The sequence below is a fragment of the Candidatus Phycosocius bacilliformis genome (genome assembly GCF_003112735.1).
GTDB classification, from domain to species: Bacteria; Pseudomonadota; Alphaproteobacteria; order Caulobacterales; family Aquidulcibacteraceae; genus Aquidulcibacter; species Aquidulcibacter bacilliformis.
In genome coordinates, this window is sequence record NZ_BFBR01000001.1 from 680,419 (window position 1) to 701,368 (window position 20,950).

Below are 20,950 nucleotides of genomic sequence, written 5' to 3' on the forward strand. Positions count from 1 at the left end.
AGCGAGCAAATCCCGGGAGCACCACATTGACCACAGCGCAGGACCGCGCGCCCGCTTTCGCGCGCCAACCCACCGCAGCCCTTGTTCTGGCCGATGGCACGGTTTTCTGGGGCCAAGGCTGTGGCGCTATTGGTGAAGCCATTGCTGAGGTCTGTTTTAACACCGCCATGTCGGGCTATCAGGAAATCCTGACTGACCCATCTTATGCGGGTCAAATTGTGGCTTTCACCGCGCCTCACATTGGCAATACGGGCACCACCTCGGAAGACGAAGAAGATGCCTGCCCACCTGCGGCCAATGGTGCCCGCGGCGCGGTCATGCGGGCCGACATCACCCGGCCTTCAAACTGGCGCTCGCAGGCGTCCCTCGATGCATGGTTGAAAGCCAAAAACATTGTTGGGCTAACGGGGATCGACACCCGCGCGCTGACCCGCCGCATCCGTGAGAATGGCATGCCCCATGGCGTTATCATCCATGCGCCAGAGGGCGATATTGATGTGGCAAGCCTGCAAGCCAAAGCAGCCGCTTGGACGGGGTTGGAAGGCCTCGATCTGGCCAAAGACGTCACATGCACCAGCGCGTATGACTTTGATGGCACCCAATGGATATGGCCACAGGGTAGCGGACATGTCAGTCCAGAGAGCGACCTTTCGGTCGTCGTGCTCGACTTCGGCGTGAAGGAAAACATCCTGCGCTGTTTGGGCTCACTTGGTGCGAAAATCCACGTCATGCCGGCCAACACCACGGCCGAGGAGGTAATGGCGCGCAAACCTGACGGTGTCTTGCTGTCCAACGGGCCGGGAGATCCGGCGGCCACGGGTCGCTATGCCGTCGAGACAATCCAAAAACTGGTTGCCGCCAAGGTTCCGGTGTTCGGCATTTGCCTCGGTCACCAGATGCTGGGCCTCGCATTGGGCGCCAAAACCATCAAGATGGCGCAAGGCCATCATGGTGCTAACCATCCCGTCAAAGACCTATCGACCGGCAAGGTCGAGATTGTTTCGATGAACCATGGCTTTGCCATTGACCGCGACAGTCTGCCAGACGGCGTGATCGAGACCCATGTCTCCCTATTTGATGGGTCCAATTGTGGGATTGCATTGGCCAATCAGCCCGTGTTCTCCGTGCAATATCACCCAGAGGCCAGTCCCGGCCCGAAAGATAGTTTCTACCTGTTTGAACGCTTTGCCGAGGCCATGCGCGCTGCCCGTCAGCGGGGATAATGGACCTATAGGCTTGACGTCTGCCAATAGGGCGGCATTGTCGGGCCATGAGCCAAATTGATCGCCGCACCCTGATTTCCAGCCTCGCCCTCGTCCCCGCCCTTGGCGCTTTATCCGCCTGTGGCAAAACAAAAGCCCCCGCCGATATTTTACGTGTTGGCTTGGGCGGGGGTCCTGATTCACTTGACCCCTTAAAGGCGGAGTTTGCAGCCGCCGCCCTCCTGTTCCGCCAATTCTACCTGCCGGTCGTCGGCTATGGTGCCAATGGCGGCCCAGCCCCAGGTTTTGCGAAATCCTGGGTGCCCAGCAACAACAACCGCACCTGGACTTTTGAGATCGCCCAAGGCCTGACCTGGTCGGACGGCAAGCCCATCAATGCCAACGATGTGCTTGAAAGCCTGCGCTTGGGTGCCGACAAAAAAACCGCTTATGCCGACGCGTCTGAGCTTTATATGATCAAAGGCTATCGCGATTGTGTGGTTGACGGCAAAGACCCCAAAACCATCGGCGTGTCGGCACCAGATCCCGTCACATTGGTGGTTGAGCTTGACGTATCCGATGCTGAGTTCTGGAGCCGGATGCAGGAATTCTATCCTGTTCCCCTGCACGCCATTGCCACCCATGGCGCGGACTGGACAGACCTCGACAAGATTGTTGTCTCTGGTCCCTACAAGCCAATTGAACGGACCCAGACACGTTTGGTGTTCGACAAAAATCCCCGCGGCGGCTGGGTGGAGGGCATGCCAGCCCAAATCAGTGTCGAGGCGATTGATGATTCAGCCACGCGCCTGCGAATGTTTCAGGCCGGGGATCTCGATCTCGCGCAAGACCCGCCGCTCTTGCGTGCAGCAGACTTTGAAAAAGAATTTGGCAGCCAATATCAACGCTATGATGCCCCGCGTCTGGTCTATATGAGCTTCAACACCAAGAAGCCGCAATTTCAGGATGCCGAGGTTCGCCGCGCGCTGGCCATGGGCTTTGATCGCAGCGTGATCACGGGTGCGGTGATGCGCGGATCGGTCGATCCTGCTGGCCGTTTTGTGCGTGGCCAACCCGAACCGGCTTATGACCCAGACCAAGCGCGCGCCATTCTCGCTTCCAAGGGCTATGGCCCAAACAATCCGCTTAAGTTCGAGCTTCTTGTTACCAAGGATGAGCGCGAGCGGGCGGCCATCCAGATGGTGGATATGTGGAAGAAAATCGGGGTCGAGGCCACATTGTTTGCTGCAGATTCCAGCGCCATCGTGGCCCGGTTGAACGGGTTTGAGTTCGAGGCCGCGATTGTTCGGATCGACAAGGGCATGAAGTCTGATCCCATTGATCTGATGGCGTCATGGGGCGAGGGCGGCACCGCTTATTCCCACCAATGGAAAGACCCCGCTTTCAACAAAGCCCTATCTGATGCGCGGGCGGAAAGTGATCCTAAGGCGCGCTTGGCCAAGAAGCTGGCCGCCGAAAAAATCCTGCTTGATGCCTGTCCAGTGACCGGTGTCTGGTTCTTCCCATCAGCTTGGCTGGTCAATCCGCGCGTCACAGGTGGCATTGAGGGCATTGCGCCGATCATCTGGCCCAGTTTGAAACTGGCGAAAGCCTAGATCGAATCGCTCACCTTCTTCTCGGCCAGATTGATTTGGTTGGCCCGATAGGCGGGCTCATCCAGCTCACCCTCCCATTTGGCCACAGCCACTGCTGCGGCGCTGTCGCCCAGCACATTCACCACAGTGCGCATCATGTCCATGATCCGATCCGCCCCCAGAATAATGGCGATCACTTCAACCGGGACTCCGGCGATCCCCAAAACCAAGGGAATAAAGACAATCGAACCACCTGGAATCCCGGCTGCCCCCATTGCGCCCAGCGACGCTGCAATGATGATGGCCACCAGCTGCCCGCCGTCGAGCGAAATGCCAAATAATTGCGCCCCAAATAGCGTGACGATGCAGATATACATGGCTGTGCCATCCATATTCACCGTTGCCCCCATGGATGAGACAAAGGCGCTCATACGTCGGGAAATGCCCAATTTCTCCATCATGCAGCGCATGGTGACCGGCAGGGTCGCATTTGACGACGAGGTTGAATAAGCCACAGCCATGGCTTCACTCATGCCCCTAAAGAACGGCAGAATCGGCAAACCAAGACCAAATTTGATGAAGCCGCCATAGATGATGACGCCATAAATGAAACAGCCGAGATAAACGGTGCCAATCAGAGCGGCGAGCTTGACCAGCGCATCGGCCCCCATGAGCGCGACTGCCCAAGCCATCAAGGCAAAAGCCCCAATCGGTGCCAATTCCATGATATAGGTCACCAGCCGGATCAACGCGTGGGACGCCGCGTCCAGCACGTCGGCAACCGGTTTTGCGGCCTCCCGCGCACCCAGCACCCCAATTCCCAACAGGATCGCAAACACGATCACGCTCAGCATGTCGCCTTCTGCCAGCGCCTTGACCGGATTGGCCGGAATGAACATGGCCAAAATGTCGCTGCCCGTGGGTGGCGGCTTAACCGGCGGCGCAATAAGTCCTGTCGGGGGCTCTATCCCCGCACCAGGCTGCAGCAACATGGCAAGGCCGACACCAAGGCAGGCCGCCAACAGGCCGGAAGGAATATAAAGCGCGGCAATCCGCGCGCCAGAAGTCCCCAATCGGCTCAAATCGCCGATCGACACCACCGCTGCGGCCACCGACACAAAGATCAAAGGCACCGACAGCATGCGGATCAAGCGGATAAAGGCATCGCCCACCAATTTCAGGCCTGCCGCCCAGGCTTCGGGATCAACCCAAGCAGCCAGCACGCCATCGGGACGAATGGCAAAACCCAATAGAACGCCCAGCAACATGGCGATCAGGATACGCACCCATAAGGGCTGCTGGAACAGGCTCTTCATGTCGTCCCCATGTGATGTGGCCGTCGGCACAGCCTTTAAAGCTCGGCTCTGTGGCACACTCTGGGCCAAGTCGGAGTCAAAACTTTGTGATGGCCCACCTAGGTCGGGACCAAATCAGCTTGCGCCTAAATGGTTATGGCCACTTCACATGATGGTGATAGGCCTCTAAGTCTTAGTGCAAGATCGTCACAGGGGGCACGATCTGGCGGGGCAGGGGGTCAGTCGTGGCCCGCATTCGTCCGGCGTGTCCCATTGAAAGCCGGAAACCCATGAACAAGAATTTCACCCTCTTCATCCTGGTCGCCATGATCCTTGGCATCATTGTCGGCGCGGCCATCTTCCAATTTGTTCCCAAAGAGGGTCAGGAAGTTTGGGCTGGCAATTTCAAGATTGTGACCGATGTTTTCCTCCGGCTGATCAAAATGATCATCGCGCCTTTGGTGTTTGCAACCTTGGTTGCAGGGATTGCCCATATTGGTGATACCACCACGCTCGGCCGGGTGGGCATCAAGACCATGGGCTGGTTTCTGGCAGCGTCCTTGGTGTCGCTCACGCTGGGCGCTGTGATTGCAAGCCTGCTACATCCTGGCGTTGGGCTTAATCTGCCGATCCCCCCTGCCGATGCGGTCAGCGACATCAAGCCGTCGGCCCTGACACTGAAGGATTTCATCATCCATCTGGTGCCAAAATCCATCGTGGAAGCGATGGCTAATAATGAAATTCTTCAAATTGTGGTGTTTTCAATCTTCTTCGGTGTAGCCGTCACCGCCATGGGTGAAGAAGGCCGTCCACTGGCCGATCTGGCCGACAAGGTTTCCCACGCCATGCTGAAATTAACCGGCTATGTCATGAGCCTTGCCCCATTGGCGGTGTTTGCAGCTGTCGCGGCCGTGATTGCGACCAAGGGTCTGGCAGTTTTGGGAACCTATGCCAGCTTCATCGGTGGTTTCTATCTGGCCTTGGTTATTTTGTGGATCATTCTGCTGGCTGCGGGCTTTGCGGTGATTGGGCCCGCCATCGGCAATTTGATCGCCCGCATTCGTGAACCCACTTTGCTGGCTTTTTCCACCGCATCATCTGAAGCAGCCTATCCCAAAACGCTCGAGCAATTGGAAAAGTTTGGCGTATCCCGTCGCATTTCCAGCTTCGTGTTGCCTCTTGGCTATTCGTTCAATCTCGACGGTTCGATGATGTATTGTACCTTCGCCACGCTGTTTATCGCCCAAGCCTATGGCATTCATCTAACCATTCCCCAGATCGCCACCATGCTGTTGCTTCTGATGGTGACATCCAAAGGCATGGCGGGCGTACCGCGCGCGTCGTTGGTGGTGATTGCAGCAACCCTGTCCTTCTTCAAAATACCCGAAGGCGGCATTTTGCTGATCTTGGCTGTCGATCATTTCCTCGACATGGGCCGGTCTGCCACCAATGTGATTGGGAATTCGGTTGCCACCGCTGTGGTCGCCAAGTGGGAAGGCGATTTGACCGATGATGAATTGGTCGCCGCCCGCAAGGCGGGGATCAGCGACCAAGGGTGAACAGAAAGGCCTTAAAGTCCCAAGGCTTGGCGTTGGAGCGCAAATAATTGGTCACAGCCAGATTTGGCCAAACCGAGTAGAGCGTGCAACTCAGCTTCGGTAAAGGGCCGTTCTTCGCCGGTGGCCTGCACCTCAATCAAGCCAAGACCCTGGGCCAAAACAAAATTGGCGTCTGCTTCGGCGTGGGAATCCTCGGCATAATCAAGGTCGAGGACCGGGCTGCCCTGATAAATGCCGCAGGAAATGGCGGCGACCTGGGCGCGGATCGGGTCGTCTGTGATCAAACCCTCTTGCTTGAGATAAAGACAGGCTTGTTTCAGCGCCACCCAAGCACCGGTCAATGCGGCTGTGCGCGTCCCGCCATCGGCTTGGATCACATCACAATCGAGCGTGATCTGCCGTTCACCGAGGCCGACAAGATCAACCACGGAGCGCAATCCCCGTCCGATCAGGCGCTGAATCTCTTGCGTGCGACCTGATTGCTTGCCAGCGGCCGCCTCACGCCGTCCGCGTGTATGGGTTGCCCGTGGCAGCATCCCATATTCAGCCGTTACCCAGCCGCGCTTCTGCCCGCGCAACCAGCCGGGCAGGCTTTCTTCCAAAGATGCAGTGACCAGCACATGGGTATCGCCGAACTTGGCCAGACAGGAGCCTTCGGCATAGCGGGAAACACCCGCTTCAAGGCTGATGGTGCGGAGTTGATCTGCCTGACGGCCAGAAGGTCGGGTCATGACTGGGGCGCCTTATTTTTTGGTTTGGCTGGTTTGGATCGCGGCGACGCCGGTGGTGGGGTCTCTTCGGGTTCACCAATCATCGGAATCAAACCATGAGGCACATCGCCCACCAGCCGCCCTCCGGCAAGATCAACGACTGGCACCAATGCTTTGGTGAAGGGCAGAAACCAGCTTGACCGCGCGCCCGGGGTCTTTTCGATTTCCAGCAAATCCTGTGGACCGGGAATGACGGCGCGCACTCTGCCCAGATAAGTCCCGTCAAGGCCTTCAAACGCCAAGCCGATCAGATCGACATGATAATATTCATCCTCCTCGGCTTCGGGCAGCCGATCTCGGGGGACGAATAATTTGGTATTGCGCAACGCCATGGCTGCTTCCCGCGTCGGCACATCCGTCGAGGTGACCGCGATGCCATCCTTGATAGGCCGCCAGGACTTTACTGAAAACAACGGCTTGCCCGCTGCGTCGAAAAAAGGCGCATAGTCGACAATGGCATCGGGTTCGGCCGTAAAGCTGCGCAGACGGATCTCGCCGTGTACCCCGAAGGCACCGGCCACCGCTCCGACCAAGACCAGTGATTTAGCCAATATCGCTGCGCTTCTTCACGATCTTTCCGACCAAGCCATAGCCGACAGCTTCTTCCGCGCTCATCCAATAGTCGCGATCTGTATCGGCCTTAATCTTATCAATCGGCTGACCCGTGGCTTCGGCAAAAATGGCATTGAGGCGTTCGCGCATGCGGATGATTTCGCGGGCCTGGATCTCAATGTCTGACACCATGCCGCCCACGCCACCACGGGGTTCGTGCAACAGGAAGCGGGTATTGGGCAGACAGAAACGACGCTCACGCTCTGCAGCGGCATAGATCAATGCTCCCGCTGAGGCGACCCAGCCCGAGCCCAGAACATTTACCGGTGCCGACACAAATTTGATCATGTCGTGGATCATGTCCCCACTCTCAACATGTCCGCCTGGTGAAGAGATGATGAGAAGGATGGGCTTATCGGACTCACCAGACAGCGCCAACAGGCGCTCACACACACGTTGGGCCTGTTTGTCGTCAATTCCGCCTGTCAAAAGAATGGTGCGGCTGTCGAAGAGCGCCTTTTCAACAATAGCCGGGGCTGGATTTCCCGCTTTGCTCTCTTCTTCTTCGTCCATGCGAAACATGCTGGTAGGCTCCTGGTTCATTCGTTCTTTCCGACACGCTTTTTCCGATTTGGTCAACATGGTCGAAGCGGTGGTGCTGTCATCCTTTGCTCTAAGTGGTAAAGCCTGATGGAATATGAAAGAGCGGAGGGTGCAGTTGGCACAGCCGCATCCATATGCGCCCCGGAGAGCTGAATGATCGACTTGACCCGCCCTGAAGGCCCCGATGCCCAGATCGCCCTATCCCGACGGGGGATGGCGGGCTTGTTCGGCTTTGCCGGTTTTGCTGCAGCGATCCGCCCGGTTCATGCGGCCGCGATCACAACACCTTCTGACGGATTGGTCACCGAAATGGTCACCGTCCCCTCGCAGGGTTTTGACCTGCCGGCTTTTGTCGCCCGCCCGACATCACGGGGGCGCAAGCCTGTGGTGATCGTGGTCAGCGAAATATTCGGCGTGCACGAATATATTCGCGATGTCTGTCGCAGACTGGCTCAGCAAGGCTATGTCGCCATCGCGCCCGCTTTCTTTGCTCGGGTTGGAGATCCGGCACCGCTGACAGACTTTGCCAAAATCATGCCCATCGTGAATGCGGCAACCAATGCTCAAGTCATGGGCGATATCGAGGCGACCATCGCTTGGCTTGATCAGCAGCGCTTCGTCAACAAGCGGGCCATTGGCATCACTGGCTTTTGTTGGGGCGGGGCGGTGGTCTGGATGGCCAGTGCGCTAACCCCGCGGATCAAGGCGGGTGTGGCATGGTATGGTCGGCTGCTGCCACGCGAGGGCTCAACCGATGCACGGAAATGGCCAATTGATGTCGCCGCGGAGCTCAAGAGCCCTGTTTTGGGCCTCTATGCCGAAAATGACGGCGGCATTCCATTAAGTTCGGTCGAGGCGATGAAAGCAGCGCTGGCAAAGGCCCGCGACCAAAAGAGCCGCTTCATCATCTATCCGGGCACCCAGCACGGCTTTCACGCCGATTATCGCCCGCAATATCAAGAGGCGGCTGCCAAGCAAGGCTGGTCGGAAATGCTCGCTTGGTTCGCCGCAAACGGGGTAGGATAGGGAAGGACCTGGGCCAAGAAAGCCCCTCGGAGAAATCCGGGGGGTTTTTGCATTTACCGAGGGTTACAATCGGTCATCTTTATCTAAAGATCAAGATGCTTCAAATTCTATCGATGATAAATTAAGCCCATCTGGTCGTCATGTCATGGACCAGGCTGGCGTGCTTTCAACAGCACATAATAGGCACCGGTACCACCATGGCGCGGGTGGGCGGTGGCAAAGCCCGCAACATGTTCGCGGATGGTCGAAGCGCTCAGCCATTCCGGTAAGCGACGGCGGATCACACCGGGTTGTGGTGTGATGTAATCCTCGCCCGGATCAATCGGGCGACCCTTGCCCGTCACCACCAGCACGCAACGCCCGCCTTGGGCACGGATGCGCGCCAAAAAACCTGCCAAAACAGTTTGGGCCTCGGCCTGCCGATAGCCGTGCAAATCGATATTGCCATCAATCTCGAGCTTGCCGCGCCGCACCCGCTTGTGACCTGACGCATCTGGCACCGGCGCAGAGCTGTGTCGGGCAGCGGGTGCAACCTTCTTGGCGTCACCTTGCAGCATTTGGCGGGCTGCCTTTTGCCGCTTCACGGCAAGGTGGGGTAATTCCGGCGCGGGCTTGGCCACCGGCACACTCGGCTCTGGCTGACTGGCAGGCTCAGAGGCAGACTTGCCTTGATAGGGTCGCACGGTTCGCGCCACCTTGTGCCACAGCCTTGCTTCCTCCGGCATCAAATCGCGACGCCGGGACATGTTTAGCGACCGCCTGTGCTGGTCACAGGGCCCAACGTCTTAGGCAACAACACCCAAAAACGCACATCGTGATTGATCCGCCCGGCCCGCAAGCCAGCCTCTGGGCCTGTCCCCCAATAGAGATCACCCCGGATTGGACCCCGTATGGCACCACCGGTATCTTGAGCCACCACCAGGCGACGCACAGTCACGTCCCCGCTCACGGCAACACGGGGTGCATCAGCGGCCAGAAAAATCGGCATGCCATAGGGATGGTAGCTTGTATCGACAGCAAGCGATCCATTGGGTTCAAGAGCAACTTGCTGACCGCCGCGAGGCCCGACCTGGGGGTCGATGATCGGTTCGAGCTTGAAAAACACCGTCCGCGGATTCGCGTTGAGAACCTCACGAGCTTCTTGTGGATTGGCTGTTTTGAACCACGCCTTAATGGCATCCATGGATGCACCATTGACCGGCAATGCCCCCCGACGGATCAATTCCTGTGCGTTGGAGCCAAACCGGTGGCCATTATGACCCGCAAAAGAGGCGCGCACTTGGCTGCCATCCTCAAACTGCAGACGGCCAGAGCCCTGCACCTGAAGGGACAAAACTTCAGCCGGCTCACCCCACGCCAGAACAGGGGCGGTTGCTTCATTGATTTGAGCCCGCGACCAATAGGGCACAACACGGCCCCGATCCATGCGCGCGACGATCGACCGGTTGCGCAGAGTCGGATCAAATTGCCCCAGATCAATCTCAAACAAATCAGCCGGACGAGCTTGAATTGGTTCAGAAAAAACTGGCGTCTTAACTTTGGACGCCATCATCACCGGCTCATAATAGCCCGTCAGTCGGCCAATGTCCCCGGCTTCCGTGGCCACTTTCCAAGGTTGGAAATTGGCCTCCCAAAACAGGCGATCATCAAGACCAGCGTCTGTGGCCAAGGCGCAAACCGTGTCCCAATCACGGATGCGACCGGCATAGGTCGCGACCTGAGAGAGGGGCTGATCCTTCGGCCGCACACGAAAAATCGCGCAGGACTTTACAAAAGCGCGCCGCGCGGCAGACACATCGGTGCTTGCCCATTCAGGTAAAGCGTCGAAGCCGACCTGCGCGAATTGCAGCGGCACAATATCCAAAGGCGGGGGCGGTGCGGCCGATGAAGAGGGCGCGCCGCTTGAGGCGGGCCGCAACGGGGCAGGTTGGGCCACCACGGCTGGCGGTGGTGGGACCTGGGTCGTACTTGGGACGACGCTGGGAGCAGGTGTCGGGGCCGGAACGGGTATTGGCGTCGGGGCCGGGGCAGAAGCAATCACCGGCGGCTGGGCATGCTCTGTCACAGAGGCACAAGCCGTTAGGCTGACCAGCATCAAGCACGATGTGGTCAGCAATAGAGACAGTCGCACCATGATCAGGCAGTCCGAACGGCGCTCAACAACCAGTTTGGATCACGGGAATCAACCTGACGCTCAAATGTCCAGATTTCATCAGCTGCCCGCAAGCCATCGCCACCGTCAGCCAAGTCTGACGAGAAAGCCACATCAATGCGAGCGATCTTACCATCCAGCTCTGCATCAACAATCTTCGGCTCGTTCAAACGCACCACGTCAATCTTTGGCGCATTGGCGGCGCGGCGTTCATCCATGGCCACTTTATAGGCCTCAAATACGTCGCTATCGACCAGATCTTTCAAGGTTGCTTCATCGCCGGCGCCGTAAGCGGTGACGATCATCTCATAAGCGGCCTTGGCCCCTTCCAAAAACTCTGGGGTCGAAAATCCGCGTTGAGCCGCTGCAATTGCCTTCAGGCCTTCTGCGCCGGGGCCATCATATTCTTTGGCAGGAAATTGCAAAACCTTTGCGCTTTCCTCAGCCGCCTTGTCATTTTCCAACTTGTCGCCCACGGGATCTGGCCTGCCAAATGCAGGTGGTGGACGCATCGCAGGCGGTTCAGCACCCCGGTTCTGACCCAGAACCTGATACAGACGGCCAAGAACAAGAGCTGCCACAACAGCAAAGAAAAGGATTTCCATGGTTTTCGATCCAGTTTCGCCCGGTTTCAGATGGCGATCTCTTCCCCATATAGGGTGCAATGTGGCGTAAGTCAGCCACTTGGTTGCCGTAAAGGGCTGTTGCGTGCTAGCCACCACTGCTTCTGGAGTTCAAAATATGACTGATGACACGGCCGACGCGCCCTTGGAAAATGGTTCTCTGGCAAATGGTGGGGCTGAAGCCGCCCCCGCAATCCGGGTTTTGGCCCAATATGTTAAGGATTTTTCGTTCGAAAATCCCAATGCCCCCAATTCGCTGCGCGAAGGTGCCCAGCCCAAGGTCGATCTTCAATTAGATGTGAGCGCCCGGGCGATGGACGAATCTGGCGTGTTTGAAGTCGATTTGAAGATCAATGCCCGCAGTGAACGCGACGGTCAGGTGCAATTCATCGTCGAGCTTGTCTATTCAGGCTTGTTCCAGTTCGCCAATATTCCTGCCGATGCTCTCGAGCCGCTTTTGCTGGCTGAATGCCCGAAAATCCTGTTCCCATTTGCCCGTCAGCTGATTGCCAATAACAGCCAGGCCGGGGGTTATCCGCCGCTTATGTTGGATCCGATGGATTTTGGCGCACTCTATGCATCCCAGCGGGTTGAGCGCAGCGGTCAACCATCTTGATCTTGGCCTTTTGGCCGCGCGCAATGCACTCAATGGTCGATCCAAAAGCCCTGGCCTTAGCCGGGGCTTTTTTCTGATCCGGCGAAAAACCGGTTCCACGCAGGCTCTTGGCCCAAAGACGCGATAAAGCTCACATGGGCTTCGATCTCTTCCTCGGTCGATAGTGGGCCCAAGGGCTGAGGACGTGCGCGGCGGGAATTTATGGATTTGGCTTCCAAAACGCCTTGCGCCGTTTTGACCTCGGCCTCAGCCGCCGCAACAGGGTCGAGAAAATCGAGCCGCCTTTCCCGCCCTCCCATAAGTTCAAGATAGACCGCTGCCAAAAGCTGGGAATCAAGCAGCGCGCCATGTTTATCGCGAGCGGTCAAATCAATGTTGAGACGGCGGCACAATGCGTCAAGAGATGCCGGGGCTCCAGGATATTTCTTGCGTGCAATCAACAAGGTATCGACGCAGCGTTCCTTTGGAATAGGGGTCAGTTTCAGCCGACCCAGTTCGGCATTGAGGAAGCGGCGATCAAACTCGGCATTATGTGCAACCAATGGCGCATCACCGATAAAGGCCAAAAGCTCGTCGACCACCTCAGATGCGCCAAACACCGGCTTATCGGCGAGAAATTCATTGGTGAGACCATGGACGCGCACCACTTCAGCGGGAACGTCGCGCTCTGGATTGATGTAGCGGTGAAATGTCGCCCCGGTTGGCACCAAGTCAATAAGTTCCACACAGCCAATTTCCACGATCCGGTCGCCGCGTTCGGGGTCGGTCCCTGTGGTTTCGGTATCAAAGACGATTTCACGCATCAATTAACAGTCCCGTCGGTCTGATCCTCGGTCAAAGCGGCATACACTTTCCCAACTTGTTCGCGCGCTGCGTCAAGACCAAGGGACGTGTCGATGAGATAATCAGCCCGGGCACGCTTTTCAGCATCAGGCGTTTGACGCGCAAGAATGGCAGAAAACTTCTCTTCAGTCATACCCGGTCGGGCCAAAACGCGGGCCTTTTGAACTTCTTCCGGGCAGGTTACAACGATCACCGCATCAACATAGGCTTCACCGCCTGTCTCAAACAGCAAGGGTACATCGACCAGAACCAGAGGGGCATGATCAGCGCGGGCTTTGGCCAAAAATGCCGCACGATCTTGCCCAACAAGTGGATGCACAATGGCCTCAATCGCCTTGAGAAGCGCGGGGTTTGCCATAATCTGGGCCGCCAATTGCGCGCGATCCACGCCTTGGGTGCCAACGGCATCGGGCACAAGTTTGGCCAGTGGTGCGCAAGCTGCCCCACCCGCCTCATACAGGCGGTGAACGGCCTGATCGGCATCCCACACCGGCACGCCAAGATCGGCAAACATTGCTGCGGTGGTTGATTTGCCCATACCGATCGAACCGGTCAACGCGACAATTTTCATGACGCCAAAGCCTCGTCCAATCGGGTCAAACCATCTGCAAGATCAGGCAGGATGCCAAACCAGGTCTGAAACGCCAAAGCAGCTTGCCCGACCAACATGCCCAGGCCATCAAAGTGGCGACGACCGGCCTGTTGGGCGCTGGCCAGATAGGCCGTCATGCGTGGCGCGTAAATGGTGTCATAGATAATCGCATCACGGGCGGTGGGCGAAAAGTCCGGCGCGAAGGGATTTTGGTGATTAAGGCCCTGACTGGTGGCATTGATAACAAGGCTCGCCCCGTCCAGATGCTGGTGCAAATCCGACCAAGTGCCAAACTGGATTTGGTGTGGATTGAGAAGATCAGCCAGCTTTTGGGCCCGCGCCTGATCGCGATTGATAATCTTGATCGGCCGATCCGTTGTTCCGGCCAAGGCGGCTACGATGGCCGCCGCCGCCCCGCCTGCGCCCAGGACCACAATCTGCCCGTCAAGGCTGCGCCAATCGGGTGCACGTACGTCAAGATCCGCAATCAAGCCATCTCCGTCGGTATTGCTTGCCGCATAGAAGCGGCCCGCCCGATCCAAGGTCAAACAATTGGCAGCCCCGATCAAAGCCACCCGGGCAGAGCGACTTTTGGCGCGGGCAGCGGCGCGCTCTTTAAAAGGTGTGGTGATGTTCAGCCCGCAAATTTGGGAAGCCGCCAGTCCATCTAGGGCCGTCTCAAAATCATCAGGCGCAATCTCCAGCGCGACATAGACAGCATTGAGGCCATGGGCCGCGATCCAGCCATTGTGAAGACGCGGCGACAAGGAATGGCGCACCGGATGGCCAAGAACGGCATAAAGCTCAGTTGAGCCTGAAATCTTCATGTGGCCAATTCTCCATGCAGGCGCAGGAAGGCCATGATTTCCAATAAGGGCAGACCAAGGATGGAGAAGAAGTCACCATCGACTGTGTCAAATAATTGGGCACCGGGCCCTTCAAACTGATAACAACCCACGCTTGCCAAAGCATCGGTGCCATAAGCATCCAGATAAGTGCGCAGAAATTCGTCGGAGAAATTCCGCATGGTGAGACGAGGGCTTGTCACCAATCGCCAGATTGGCTGGCCATCGCGGGCAATAACCGCGGCACATTCAAGTGTATGAGTTTTGCCGCGCAGCTGGCTTAAACGATTGAACGCTTCGTCGAGATTTTCTGCCTTATCAAAGGATTGACCATTGAAGGCAAGGATTTGGTCACAGCCGAGAACAAGCCCAGACCGCCGTTCAGAAACCTTACACGCCTTCAACTCAGCCAGTTTGTCAGCCTGCTGGCGCGGACTGGCACCTTCTGCCCGCATCGCAATCTTGACTGCATCTTCATCAACGCCGGCACCGACCGCCTCAAACCGGATACCGGCTTGGGTCAAAATCTGGCGGCGAATGGCACTGGTGGAGGCTAAGGTCAGCATGATCAGCGTGCACTCCGTTCAGCCAGTAAATTCAAAATCGCCGCCGAGGTTTCTTCGATAGACCGGCGTGTCACATCAATCACAGGCCAATTCTGACGTTCAAACAGCCGGTTGGCATCGGTGATTTCTTCCCGCACAGAATCCTCATCAACATATTCGCTGGTGGCGTCGGCATTAAGCGACAACAACCGATTGCGCCGGATGGCAATCAGGCGATCAGGCGAGACTTTCAGCCCAACCACCAAAGGCTTGGTCAATTCCAAGAGTGCGTGGGGGATGGGTGCTTTGGGTACCAGCGGAAAATTGCCTGTCCGGATGCCCCGATTGGCAAGATAGATCGACGTGGGTGTCTTGGACGTGCGGCTCACACCCACCAAAACCACATCTGCCTGGTTAAACTCATGCACCATCTGACCGTCATCATGAGCCATCGTGTAATTGAGGGCGTCAATACGACGGAAGTAATTCTCATCCAGTGCTTGTTTCGAACCGGTCTTCTCACCAGCCCGCATTTTTAAATGATGCTCCCACATCGTCAGCACTTGATCGAGGAGCGGTAAGGCCGGTATGCCCAAGCGCTTACAATGTTCAACCAGAACTTCACGCAGCTCATGGGCAGCGATGGTGAATAAAACCACGCCCGGGAAGGCTTCGATTTCTGCCAGAACCCGGTCCAGTTGGCGGCGGGATCGCACCAAATAATAGGAATGTTCCAGAGGTGTGACCCCCTCGAACAAGGGCGCGACCGCCCGCAGGACGGCATTTAACGTCTCGCCAGTGGAGTCCGAAACCAGATGAACATTCAAAAATGTCGATATGCGCATGTATCTGATGTGACCGAGCTTGCTGGATGGATCAAGCCATTCCTGCATGCTGCAGGCATCCGATTTTGGGCAACCAGCTATCGCCATATGCGATCTGGTCATCCCGGTAGGGCTGTTAACAACTTGTTAAAAACGCTTAATGACTTGCTAATAAGCGTGGTTAATTTTGTATGAATATGTGAGACAAATCGTCGCTTGTGGACATGGAGCAAAAAGGGCGACAGAACTTTTCTCGAACATCCACAGGGCTGGCAAGATGTTGAAATACGTATTCCCATTGTGGATGATATGGGGTGATGACTCGTAGCAATCGCATGATTTTCAGGTGTTTTCGCGGCCTGTGCCCTGTGGAGAAAACCGGGGTGAAACCTGATAAACCGCTTGAGAAATCCCGACAGGTCATGCAGGTGACTTGGACGGATCAGTCTGTCCACCGCGCTACTGTTTACTGATTCAAGAATCTGATTCCTAATCTGGAAGGGGAGCTGGACATGCGTGAGGGAGCGAAGGGGCAAGATAGTGCGTTGGTGCGCACCCTCTTAGGGCAAAAACAGGTTCATCCCCCCATTTGGTTGATGCGCCAAGCAGGCCGCCATCTCCCCGAATATCGCGAACTCCGGGCCAAGAACAAAAGCTTCCTGGATTTCTGTTACGCCCCGGCTGCCGCCGCAGAGGCAACCTTGCAGCCGGTACGGCGCTATCCCGTCGATGCAGCGATTATCTTCTCCGATATTCTTGTGGTTCCCCATGCTTTGGGCCGTGATGTGCGCTTTGCTGAAGGCGAAGGCCCACTTTTAACCCCCCTTGAAGGGGCAGAAGATATTGCCAAGCTGGATCTCTCCCGCCTCGAAACCCGGCTTGCACCAGTATATGAAGCGCTTGAGCGCGTCCGCGCAGCGATGGAGCCAGAGCGGGCTTTGATCGGATTTGCAGGGGCCCCATGGACTTTGGCGACTTATATGATCCAAGGACGTGGTGGTGAGCGCGATCTTGCGCGTGCTTATGCCTACCAACATCCAGAGCTTGTTGACCAATTGCTCGACGTGCTCGCCGTCGCGGTAGGCCAGCATCTCATTGCTCAGATTAAGGCCGGCGCCAATGCACTGCAGATTTTTGAATCCTGGGCTGAGGACATCCCGGGGCATTTGTTTGCCCGCCTGGTGACCGGTCCGATCAAAAAGGCGGTAGATATTGTGCGAACCGCCCATCCTGATGTTCCCATCATCGGTTTCCCGCGAGGTGCTGGCCACCGTGTAGGCCAGTTTCATCAAGAAACGGGGGTCAATGGCTTGGGTCTGGATATTGCCGCAGATCTGGGTGCCGCGCGCGCCGCTGTCGGTCCGACGATTTGTCTGCAAGGCAATTTGGATCCAATGGCTTTGATGGCAGGCGGGGCGGCACTGGATCAGGCACTGGATGCCATTCTTGCCGCCGCCCAAACCGGACCACATATCTTTAATCTCGGGCATGGTGTCGTACCAGCGACGCCTATCCCCCATGTCGAGCATGTGATGAAGCGGGTAAAAGGGCTGGCGTGACCTAGGGCCACCTCCATTCGCTTTCCATCATGTGGTGATACGACATCCATCACGCAGCCAAAGACTAGGCAAAAGGTTTTACAAAGCTCCATGGGACAGAAGATCGCGATCGTATTGTTCAATCTCGGGGGGCCTGATGGGCCGGATTCTGTCCGCCCATTCTTGAAAAACCTGTTTTCCGATCCCGCCATCATTCGGGTTCCAGGCCCCTTACGCTGGTTTCTGGCACGTTTGATTTCGACGCTGCGGGCCAAGTCGGCGCGGGCCAATTATGCCAAAATGGGTGGCGGATCACCTTTGGTGCCTGAAACCTTGGCCCAAGCTGAGGCGTTGGAAAAAGCGGTTAAGGCCCGTCCTGGTTATGAGCAGGCGGAGGTCAAAACCTTCCTCGCCATGCGCTATTGGAAACCCTTTGTGAAAGACGCGATCGCTGAGGTTCGCGCCTTTAAGCCGGACGAAACCGTCCTATTGCCGCTCTATCCCCAGTTTTCAACCACCACGACAGACTCGTCCCTGCAAGCGTGGAAAGATGCCGGCGGTGGGCCTGCCAAGCTGATCTGTTGTTATCCCGACGCACCCGGCTTCATCGAAGCCCATGCAGAAGCGGTGCTTGAAACCTGGCAGGCCGCAGGCGCGCCGGAAAAAGTGCGTATCCTGTGGTCGGCTCACGGTCTTCCGGAAAAAATCATTGAAGATGGTGACCCGTACCAAAAGCAGGTTGAAGAAACGGTGGCTGCTTTGCGCCCCTTATTGCCAGACAATTTTGAACATTCGATCTGCTATCAGTCACGTGTTGGCCCCGTAAAGTGGATCGGACCCGCCACCGAAACCGAAATTGAGCGGGCTGCCGCAGACCGGATCGGCATTATCGTGGTGCCCATCGCCTTTGTCTCCGAGCATATTGAGACATTGGTTGAGCTTGATGAAGAATATCGCGATGTCGCTGATGAATTGGGCGTGCCGTTTTATCTGCGCGCTCCCGCGCTGGGCACACGTGCGAAATTCATCGATGAACTGGCGCGCCTCACCACCGAGCTTTTGCAAGGTCATGAACCTGTTCTGGCGGCGCGCACCACTGGCTGCTTGGTGGCCTGTCCGGCCTGTCCGCGCGCTCCCTATGGCGGATGTGCGGCATGAGTGGGTTTATCGCGGCCCATTATGAGGTCTTCCGCGCGCTGCACCTCATTGCCGTCATCGCTTGGATGGCCGGGCTCATGTATCTGCCGCGCTTGTTTGTCTATCATTCCATGGCGCCTATTGGGGGTGAGCTTGATGCCCAATTGAAAGTGATGGAACGGCGTCTGCATCGTGGCATCATGGTGCCGGCCATGATTGTGGTGTGGGCTCTGGGCCTCAGTCTGCTGGTGGGTCGGGGTGGTTGGGATTTGCTGGCCCACCCTTGGATGCAAATAAAACTGGCTATGGTGGTCTCGATCACAGCGATTGATCATCTTTACATGCGCTGGCGCAAAGCCTTTGAGCGTGGCGAACGCCCCCTCAACCATGTCGCTTTCCGCTTCCTGAACGAGCTGCCCTTCATTCTGATGATTGTCGCTGTGTTTATGGTTGTGCTGGAGCCTTTTTCTTAAAGCCCCACCTTGACCTCGGCCGCATTAATCGTCATGTGAACAAACAAGGTAGAGGCCTCGTCGTGTGGCCCGCCTTTGTCTCAGCCGCGGCAGTCCTTGCCAAGACGGCTTTTATCTAGAATGTATCGAGGCCCTGACATGTCAGAGGAAATGTCGATCGACGCGCCCCCTCGTCGATCCACCCTGCAAGAATTAAAGACCCGAACCCCAACCGAATTGGTGGTTCTGGCAGAATCTCTCGAAATTGATGGCGCATCCAATTTGCGCACCCAAGATCTTCTATTCGCCATTTTGAAGGCCCAGGCCGAGCGTGGCTCGGAAATTGGTGGCGGCGGGGTGTTGGAAGTCCTGCCCGATGGCTTTGGCTTTTTGCGCTCGCCAGAGTCGAATTATCTGTCCGGCCCGGACGATATTTACGTCTCGCCCCAGCAGATCCGCCGCCATGGCTTGCGGACCGGCGACACGGTGGAAGGCCCGGTCAAAGCGCCCAAGGATGGCGAGCGCTATTTTGCTTTGTCCAAGGTCGATTCGATCAATTTCACCGACCCAGAACAAGCCCGCCACAAGGTCAATTTCGACAATTTGACCCCGCTCTATCCCGATGAGCGGCTTCATCTGGAAATCCAAGACCCAACGCGCAAGGATCGTACAGGTCGCGTCATTGATATTGTTGCCCCGATCGGTAAGGGCCAACGCGCTCTGATTGTGGCGCCACCGCGGACCGGTAAGACGGTCATTTTGCAAAATGTCGCCAAATCGATCGAGATCAATCATCCAGAAGTCTATCTGATCGTTTTGTTGATTGACGAACGGCCCGAAGAAGTCACCGACATGAAGCGCTCGGTGAAGGGCGAAGTCGTGTCATCCACTTTCGATGAGCCTGCAACGCGCCACGTTCAAGTGGCTGAAATGGTGATTGAAAAGGCAAAGCGCTTGGCCGAACATGGCCGTGATGTGGTGATCCTGCTTGATTCGATCACCCGTCTGGGCCGGGCCTATAACACGGTGGTGCCAAGCTCGGGCAAGGTGCTGACCGGCGGGGTCGATGCCAATGCGCTCCAACGTCCCAAGCGCTTCTTTGGTGCCGCGCGTAACCTCGAAGAAGGCGGGTCATTGACGATTATTGCCACGGCACTGATCGAAACGGGCTCGCGGATGGATGAAGTCATCTTCGAAGAGTTCAAGGGAACGGGTAATTCCGAAATCATCTTGGACCGCAAGGTTTCCGATAAGCGGGTGTTCCCTGCAATCGACATCATCAAATCCGGCACGCGCAAGGAAGAGCTTTTGGTCCCGCGTGAGCATCTGCCCAAAATGTATATGCTGCGGCGGATTCTCAATCCAATGGGCACGATGGATGCGATGGAATTCCTGCTCGATAAGCTCAAACAGACTAAAAATAATGACGATTTCTTCCAGAGCATGAACACATAAGATTAACTGCTCTGTGTTGAGGTCGTGGTGCAGCCCGGTGGGTCGGGCTGCACATATTTAAGGGGTTTGGCGATGCGCTACACTCTGTTCTTACCCGTCTTGGCCCTGGGGCTTGTCGCAACAGCCTGCGCCCCAGCCGATCCACTTGCGAAACTTTCAGAGGAAGATCGCACGTTTTTGTTCGCCGGTCCGCAGACGAATGCGGCCTTTCTCGGCCAACCCGGTGATGCTGGCCCGATTGCCTGCAATCCGCAGCGGATGAATCAGGGCTATGTTTTGGTGGATGCGCCGGATGGCTATTGGCTGGATAGCATTCGCCCAACTGGAACCGAACGGCACAAAATCCTCTCTGTTGAAACCACTGAGGATGGCTATTTGGTCAAGGCCCAGAACGGAGTTGGCGTGTCCTTCAGTTTGATCATTGAACAAACCGGCACAAAAACAGCAAAAATCTCGTGGGACGGCGCGACTGCAGAGCGTTATCTGCGCTGTCCGGGCATGCCTGCCTGAACCGCACTTTATTCGGCAAGAGTAACACCCCGACTGTATGGTTGGGGATGGCACCCCGTTGTGGGTTTTTCTTTTTCACCTAGAACCGCTTTGGTGAAACCTGTGTTTCACCAAAACGGATGGACGAGTTTGAGCGCGACATCTGGGTCGTCAAGTGTCGGTTTTCTTCGAAAACCGATCGCACCGCGACGCAGCAAAGCTGCGCACTTGACCACC

Annotated in this window: 22 protein-coding genes; 10 read left to right on the top strand and 12 right to left on the bottom strand. The window is 56.7% G+C overall.

Annotated elements, in window-relative coordinates; translation table 11 throughout:
* Positions 1-26: 26 nt before the first annotated feature.
* Entirely contained in the window at positions 27-1,223 is a 1,197-nt protein-coding gene (carA, locus tag PbB2_RS03215; protein ID WP_108983816.1) for a glutamine-hydrolyzing carbamoyl-phosphate synthase small subunit, read from the top strand.
* A 47-nt stretch (positions 1,224-1,270) separates the two neighbouring features.
* Positions 1,271-2,818, top strand: a complete 1,548-nt coding sequence (locus tag PbB2_RS03220) for a peptide ABC transporter substrate-binding protein (protein WP_108983817.1) — start codon at positions 1,271-1,273, stop codon at positions 2,816-2,818.
* Here PbB2_RS03220 and PbB2_RS03225 read toward each other — a convergent pair.
* Positions 2,815-4,113, bottom strand: coding sequence for a dicarboxylate/amino acid:cation symporter (locus tag PbB2_RS03225; protein ID WP_108983818.1), 1,299 nt, complete (start codon positions 4,111-4,113; stop codon positions 2,815-2,817). The two genes, PbB2_RS03220 and PbB2_RS03225, sit on opposite strands and share 4 nt — an antisense overlap.
* Before the next feature lie 269 nt (positions 4,114-4,382).
* Between PbB2_RS03225 and PbB2_RS03230 the strand changes: the two genes are divergently transcribed.
* Positions 4,383-5,651 (top strand): dicarboxylate/amino acid:cation symporter, encoded by a 1,269-nt coding sequence (locus PbB2_RS03230; protein WP_108983819.1) that lies wholly within the window; start codon positions 4,383-4,385, stop codon positions 5,649-5,651.
* A gap of 11 nt (positions 5,652-5,662) precedes the next feature.
* On the opposite strand, the gene rph is transcribed toward PbB2_RS03230, so the two are convergent.
* From rph to PbB2_RS03245, 3 genes are read right to left on the bottom strand one after another with little or no spacing between them, the layout of a single operon-like run.
* Positions 5,663-6,382 (bottom strand): ribonuclease PH, encoded by a 720-nt coding sequence (rph, locus tag PbB2_RS03235; protein ID WP_108983820.1) that lies wholly within the window; start codon positions 6,380-6,382, stop codon positions 5,663-5,665.
* Positions 6,379-6,972, bottom strand: a complete 594-nt coding sequence (gene rimM / locus PbB2_RS03240; RefSeq protein WP_108983821.1) for a ribosome maturation factor RimM — start codon at positions 6,970-6,972, stop codon at positions 6,379-6,381. Before rimM ends, rph begins: the two co-directional genes overlap by 4 nt.
* Entirely contained in the window at positions 6,965-7,576 is a 612-nt protein-coding gene (locus PbB2_RS03245) for an ATP-dependent Clp protease proteolytic subunit (protein ID WP_108983822.1), read from the bottom strand. Before PbB2_RS03245 ends, rimM begins: the two co-directional genes overlap by 8 nt.
* Positions 7,577-7,729: 153 nt before the next feature.
* On the opposite strand from PbB2_RS03245, the gene PbB2_RS03250 reads away from it, so the two are divergent.
* Complete coding sequence (locus PbB2_RS03250; RefSeq protein WP_108983823.1) at positions 7,730-8,602, top strand: dienelactone hydrolase family protein; 873 nt, start codon at positions 7,730-7,732, stop codon at positions 8,600-8,602.
* A gap of 143 nt (positions 8,603-8,745) precedes the next feature.
* Here PbB2_RS03250 and PbB2_RS03255 read toward each other — a convergent pair whose 3' ends face one another.
* The 3 genes from PbB2_RS03255 to PbB2_RS03265 are packed head-to-tail and all read right to left on the bottom strand — an operon-like array spanning position 8,746 to position 11,359.
* The gene (locus tag PbB2_RS03255) at positions 8,746-9,348 is read right to left on the bottom strand and encodes a Smr/MutS family protein (RefSeq protein ID WP_108983824.1); all 603 of its coding nucleotides are present in this window, start codon (positions 9,346-9,348) and stop codon (positions 8,746-8,748) included.
* A gap of 2 nt (positions 9,349-9,350) precedes the next feature.
* The gene (gene mltA / locus PbB2_RS03260) at positions 9,351-10,736 is read right to left on the bottom strand and encodes a murein transglycosylase A (protein ID WP_108983825.1); all 1,386 of its coding nucleotides are present in this window, start codon (positions 10,734-10,736) and stop codon (positions 9,351-9,353) included.
* Positions 10,737-10,738: 2 nt separating this feature from the next.
* On the bottom strand, positions 10,739-11,359 hold the full coding sequence (locus PbB2_RS03265) for a Tim44/TimA family putative adaptor protein (RefSeq protein WP_108983826.1): 621 nt from the start codon (positions 11,357-11,359) through the stop codon (positions 10,739-10,741).
* 136 nt (positions 11,360-11,495) lie between these two features.
* Between PbB2_RS03265 and secB the strand changes: the two genes are divergently transcribed.
* Entirely contained in the window at positions 11,496-11,993 is a 498-nt protein-coding gene (secB, locus tag PbB2_RS03270) for a protein-export chaperone SecB (protein WP_108983827.1), read from the top strand.
* A 56-nt stretch (positions 11,994-12,049) separates the two neighbouring features.
* Here secB and dnaQ read toward each other — a convergent pair whose 3' ends face one another.
* The 5 genes from dnaQ to PbB2_RS03295 are packed head-to-tail and all read right to left on the bottom strand — an operon-like array spanning position 12,050 to position 15,663.
* Positions 12,050-12,796 carry a DNA polymerase III subunit epsilon gene (gene dnaQ / locus PbB2_RS03275; RefSeq protein ID WP_108983828.1) on the bottom strand — a complete coding sequence of 249 codons (747 nt, stop codon included), beginning with the start codon at positions 12,794-12,796 and terminating at the stop codon, positions 12,050-12,052.
* The gene (gene coaE, locus PbB2_RS03280; protein ID WP_108983829.1) at positions 12,796-13,407 is read right to left on the bottom strand and encodes a dephospho-CoA kinase; all 612 of its coding nucleotides are present in this window, start codon (positions 13,405-13,407) and stop codon (positions 12,796-12,798) included. Before coaE ends, dnaQ begins: the two co-directional genes overlap by 1 nt.
* Positions 13,404-14,255 carry a shikimate dehydrogenase gene (gene aroE, locus PbB2_RS03285; RefSeq protein ID WP_108983830.1) on the bottom strand — a complete coding sequence of 284 codons (852 nt, stop codon included), beginning with the start codon at positions 14,253-14,255 and terminating at the stop codon, positions 13,404-13,406. Before aroE ends, coaE begins: the two co-directional genes overlap by 4 nt.
* Positions 14,252-14,839, bottom strand: a complete 588-nt coding sequence (locus PbB2_RS03290) for a Maf family protein (RefSeq protein WP_108983831.1) — start codon at positions 14,837-14,839, stop codon at positions 14,252-14,254. Before PbB2_RS03290 ends, aroE begins: the two co-directional genes overlap by 4 nt.
* Before the next feature lie 2 nt (positions 14,840-14,841).
* On the bottom strand, positions 14,842-15,663 hold the full coding sequence (locus PbB2_RS03295) for a pyruvate, water dikinase regulatory protein (protein WP_108983832.1): 822 nt from the start codon (positions 15,661-15,663) through the stop codon (positions 14,842-14,844).
* 491 nt (positions 15,664-16,154) lie between these two features.
* On the opposite strand from PbB2_RS03295, the gene hemE reads away from it, so the two are divergent.
* From hemE to PbB2_RS03320, 5 genes are all read left to right on the top strand, one after another.
* Entirely contained in the window at positions 16,155-17,201 is a 1,047-nt protein-coding gene (gene hemE, locus PbB2_RS03300; protein ID WP_108983833.1) for a uroporphyrinogen decarboxylase, read from the top strand.
* Positions 17,202-17,291: 90 nt separating this feature from the next.
* Complete coding sequence (gene hemH, locus PbB2_RS03305) at positions 17,292-18,338, top strand: ferrochelatase (RefSeq protein WP_108983834.1); 1,047 nt, start codon at positions 17,292-17,294, stop codon at positions 18,336-18,338.
* A complete protein-coding gene (locus PbB2_RS03310; protein WP_108983835.1) occupies positions 18,335-18,790 on the top strand; it encodes a CopD family protein in 456 nt (151 codons plus the stop codon). The genes hemH and PbB2_RS03310 overlap by 4 nt, the downstream gene beginning before the upstream one ends.
* 138 nt (positions 18,791-18,928) lie before the next feature.
* Positions 18,929-20,224, top strand: a complete 1,296-nt coding sequence (gene rho / locus PbB2_RS03315; RefSeq protein WP_108983903.1) for a transcription termination factor Rho — start codon at positions 18,929-18,931, stop codon at positions 20,222-20,224.
* Positions 20,225-20,296: 72 nt separating this feature from the next.
* The gene (locus tag PbB2_RS03320) at positions 20,297-20,734 is read left to right on the top strand and encodes a hypothetical protein (RefSeq protein WP_108983836.1); all 438 of its coding nucleotides are present in this window, start codon (positions 20,297-20,299) and stop codon (positions 20,732-20,734) included.
* Positions 20,735-20,950 lie beyond the last annotated feature (216 nt).

Bases quoted from the DNA above. Each gene is read 5' to 3' on its own strand.
- mltA (WP_108983825.1), bottom strand. From the start codon at position 10,736: ATGGTGCGACTGTCTCTATTGCTGACCACATCGTGCTTGATGCTGGTC.
- secB (WP_108983827.1), top strand. From the start codon at position 11,496: ATGACTGATGACACGGCCGACGCGCCCTTGGAAAATGGTTCTCTGGCA.
- PbB2_RS03265 (WP_108983826.1), bottom strand. From the start codon at position 11,359: ATGGAAATCCTTTTCTTTGCTGTTGTGGCAGCTCTTGTTCTTGGCCGT.
- PbB2_RS03250 (WP_108983823.1), top strand. From the start codon at position 7,730: ATGATCGACTTGACCCGCCCTGAAGGCCCCGATGCCCAGATCGCCCTA.
- PbB2_RS03225 (WP_108983818.1), bottom strand. From the start codon at position 4,113: ATGAAGAGCCTGTTCCAGCAGCCCTTATGGGTGCGTATCCTGATCGCC.
- PbB2_RS03290 (WP_108983831.1), bottom strand. From the start codon at position 14,839: ATGCTGACCTTAGCCTCCACCAGTGCCATTCGCCGCCAGATTTTGACC.
- PbB2_RS03230 (WP_108983819.1), top strand. From the start codon at position 4,383: ATGAACAAGAATTTCACCCTCTTCATCCTGGTCGCCATGATCCTTGGC.
- aroE (WP_108983830.1), bottom strand. From the start codon at position 14,255: ATGAAGATTTCAGGCTCAACTGAGCTTTATGCCGTTCTTGGCCATCCG.
- PbB2_RS03255 (WP_108983824.1), bottom strand. From the start codon at position 9,348: ATGTCCCGGCGTCGCGATTTGATGCCGGAGGAAGCAAGGCTGTGGCAC.
- PbB2_RS03245 (WP_108983822.1), bottom strand. From the start codon at position 7,576: ATGAACCAGGAGCCTACCAGCATGTTTCGCATGGACGAAGAAGAAGAG.
- dnaQ (WP_108983828.1), bottom strand. From the start codon at position 12,796: ATGCGTGAAATCGTCTTTGATACCGAAACCACAGGGACCGACCCCGAA.
- hemE (WP_108983833.1), top strand. From the start codon at position 16,155: ATGCGTGAGGGAGCGAAGGGGCAAGATAGTGCGTTGGTGCGCACCCTC.
- PbB2_RS03295 (WP_108983832.1), bottom strand. From the start codon at position 15,663: ATGCGCATATCGACATTTTTGAATGTTCATCTGGTTTCGGACTCCACT.
- PbB2_RS03220 (WP_108983817.1), top strand. From the start codon at position 1,271: ATGAGCCAAATTGATCGCCGCACCCTGATTTCCAGCCTCGCCCTCGTC.
- rho (WP_108983903.1), top strand. From the start codon at position 18,929: ATGTCAGAGGAAATGTCGATCGACGCGCCCCCTCGTCGATCCACCCTG.
- PbB2_RS03320 (WP_108983836.1), top strand. From the start codon at position 20,297: ATGCGCTACACTCTGTTCTTACCCGTCTTGGCCCTGGGGCTTGTCGCA.
- hemH (WP_108983834.1), top strand. From the start codon at position 17,292: ATGGGACAGAAGATCGCGATCGTATTGTTCAATCTCGGGGGGCCTGAT.
- rph (WP_108983820.1), bottom strand. From the start codon at position 6,382: ATGACCCGACCTTCTGGCCGTCAGGCAGATCAACTCCGCACCATCAGC.
- PbB2_RS03310 (WP_108983835.1), top strand. From the start codon at position 18,335: ATGAGTGGGTTTATCGCGGCCCATTATGAGGTCTTCCGCGCGCTGCAC.
- coaE (WP_108983829.1), bottom strand. From the start codon at position 13,407: ATGAAAATTGTCGCGTTGACCGGTTCGATCGGTATGGGCAAATCAACC.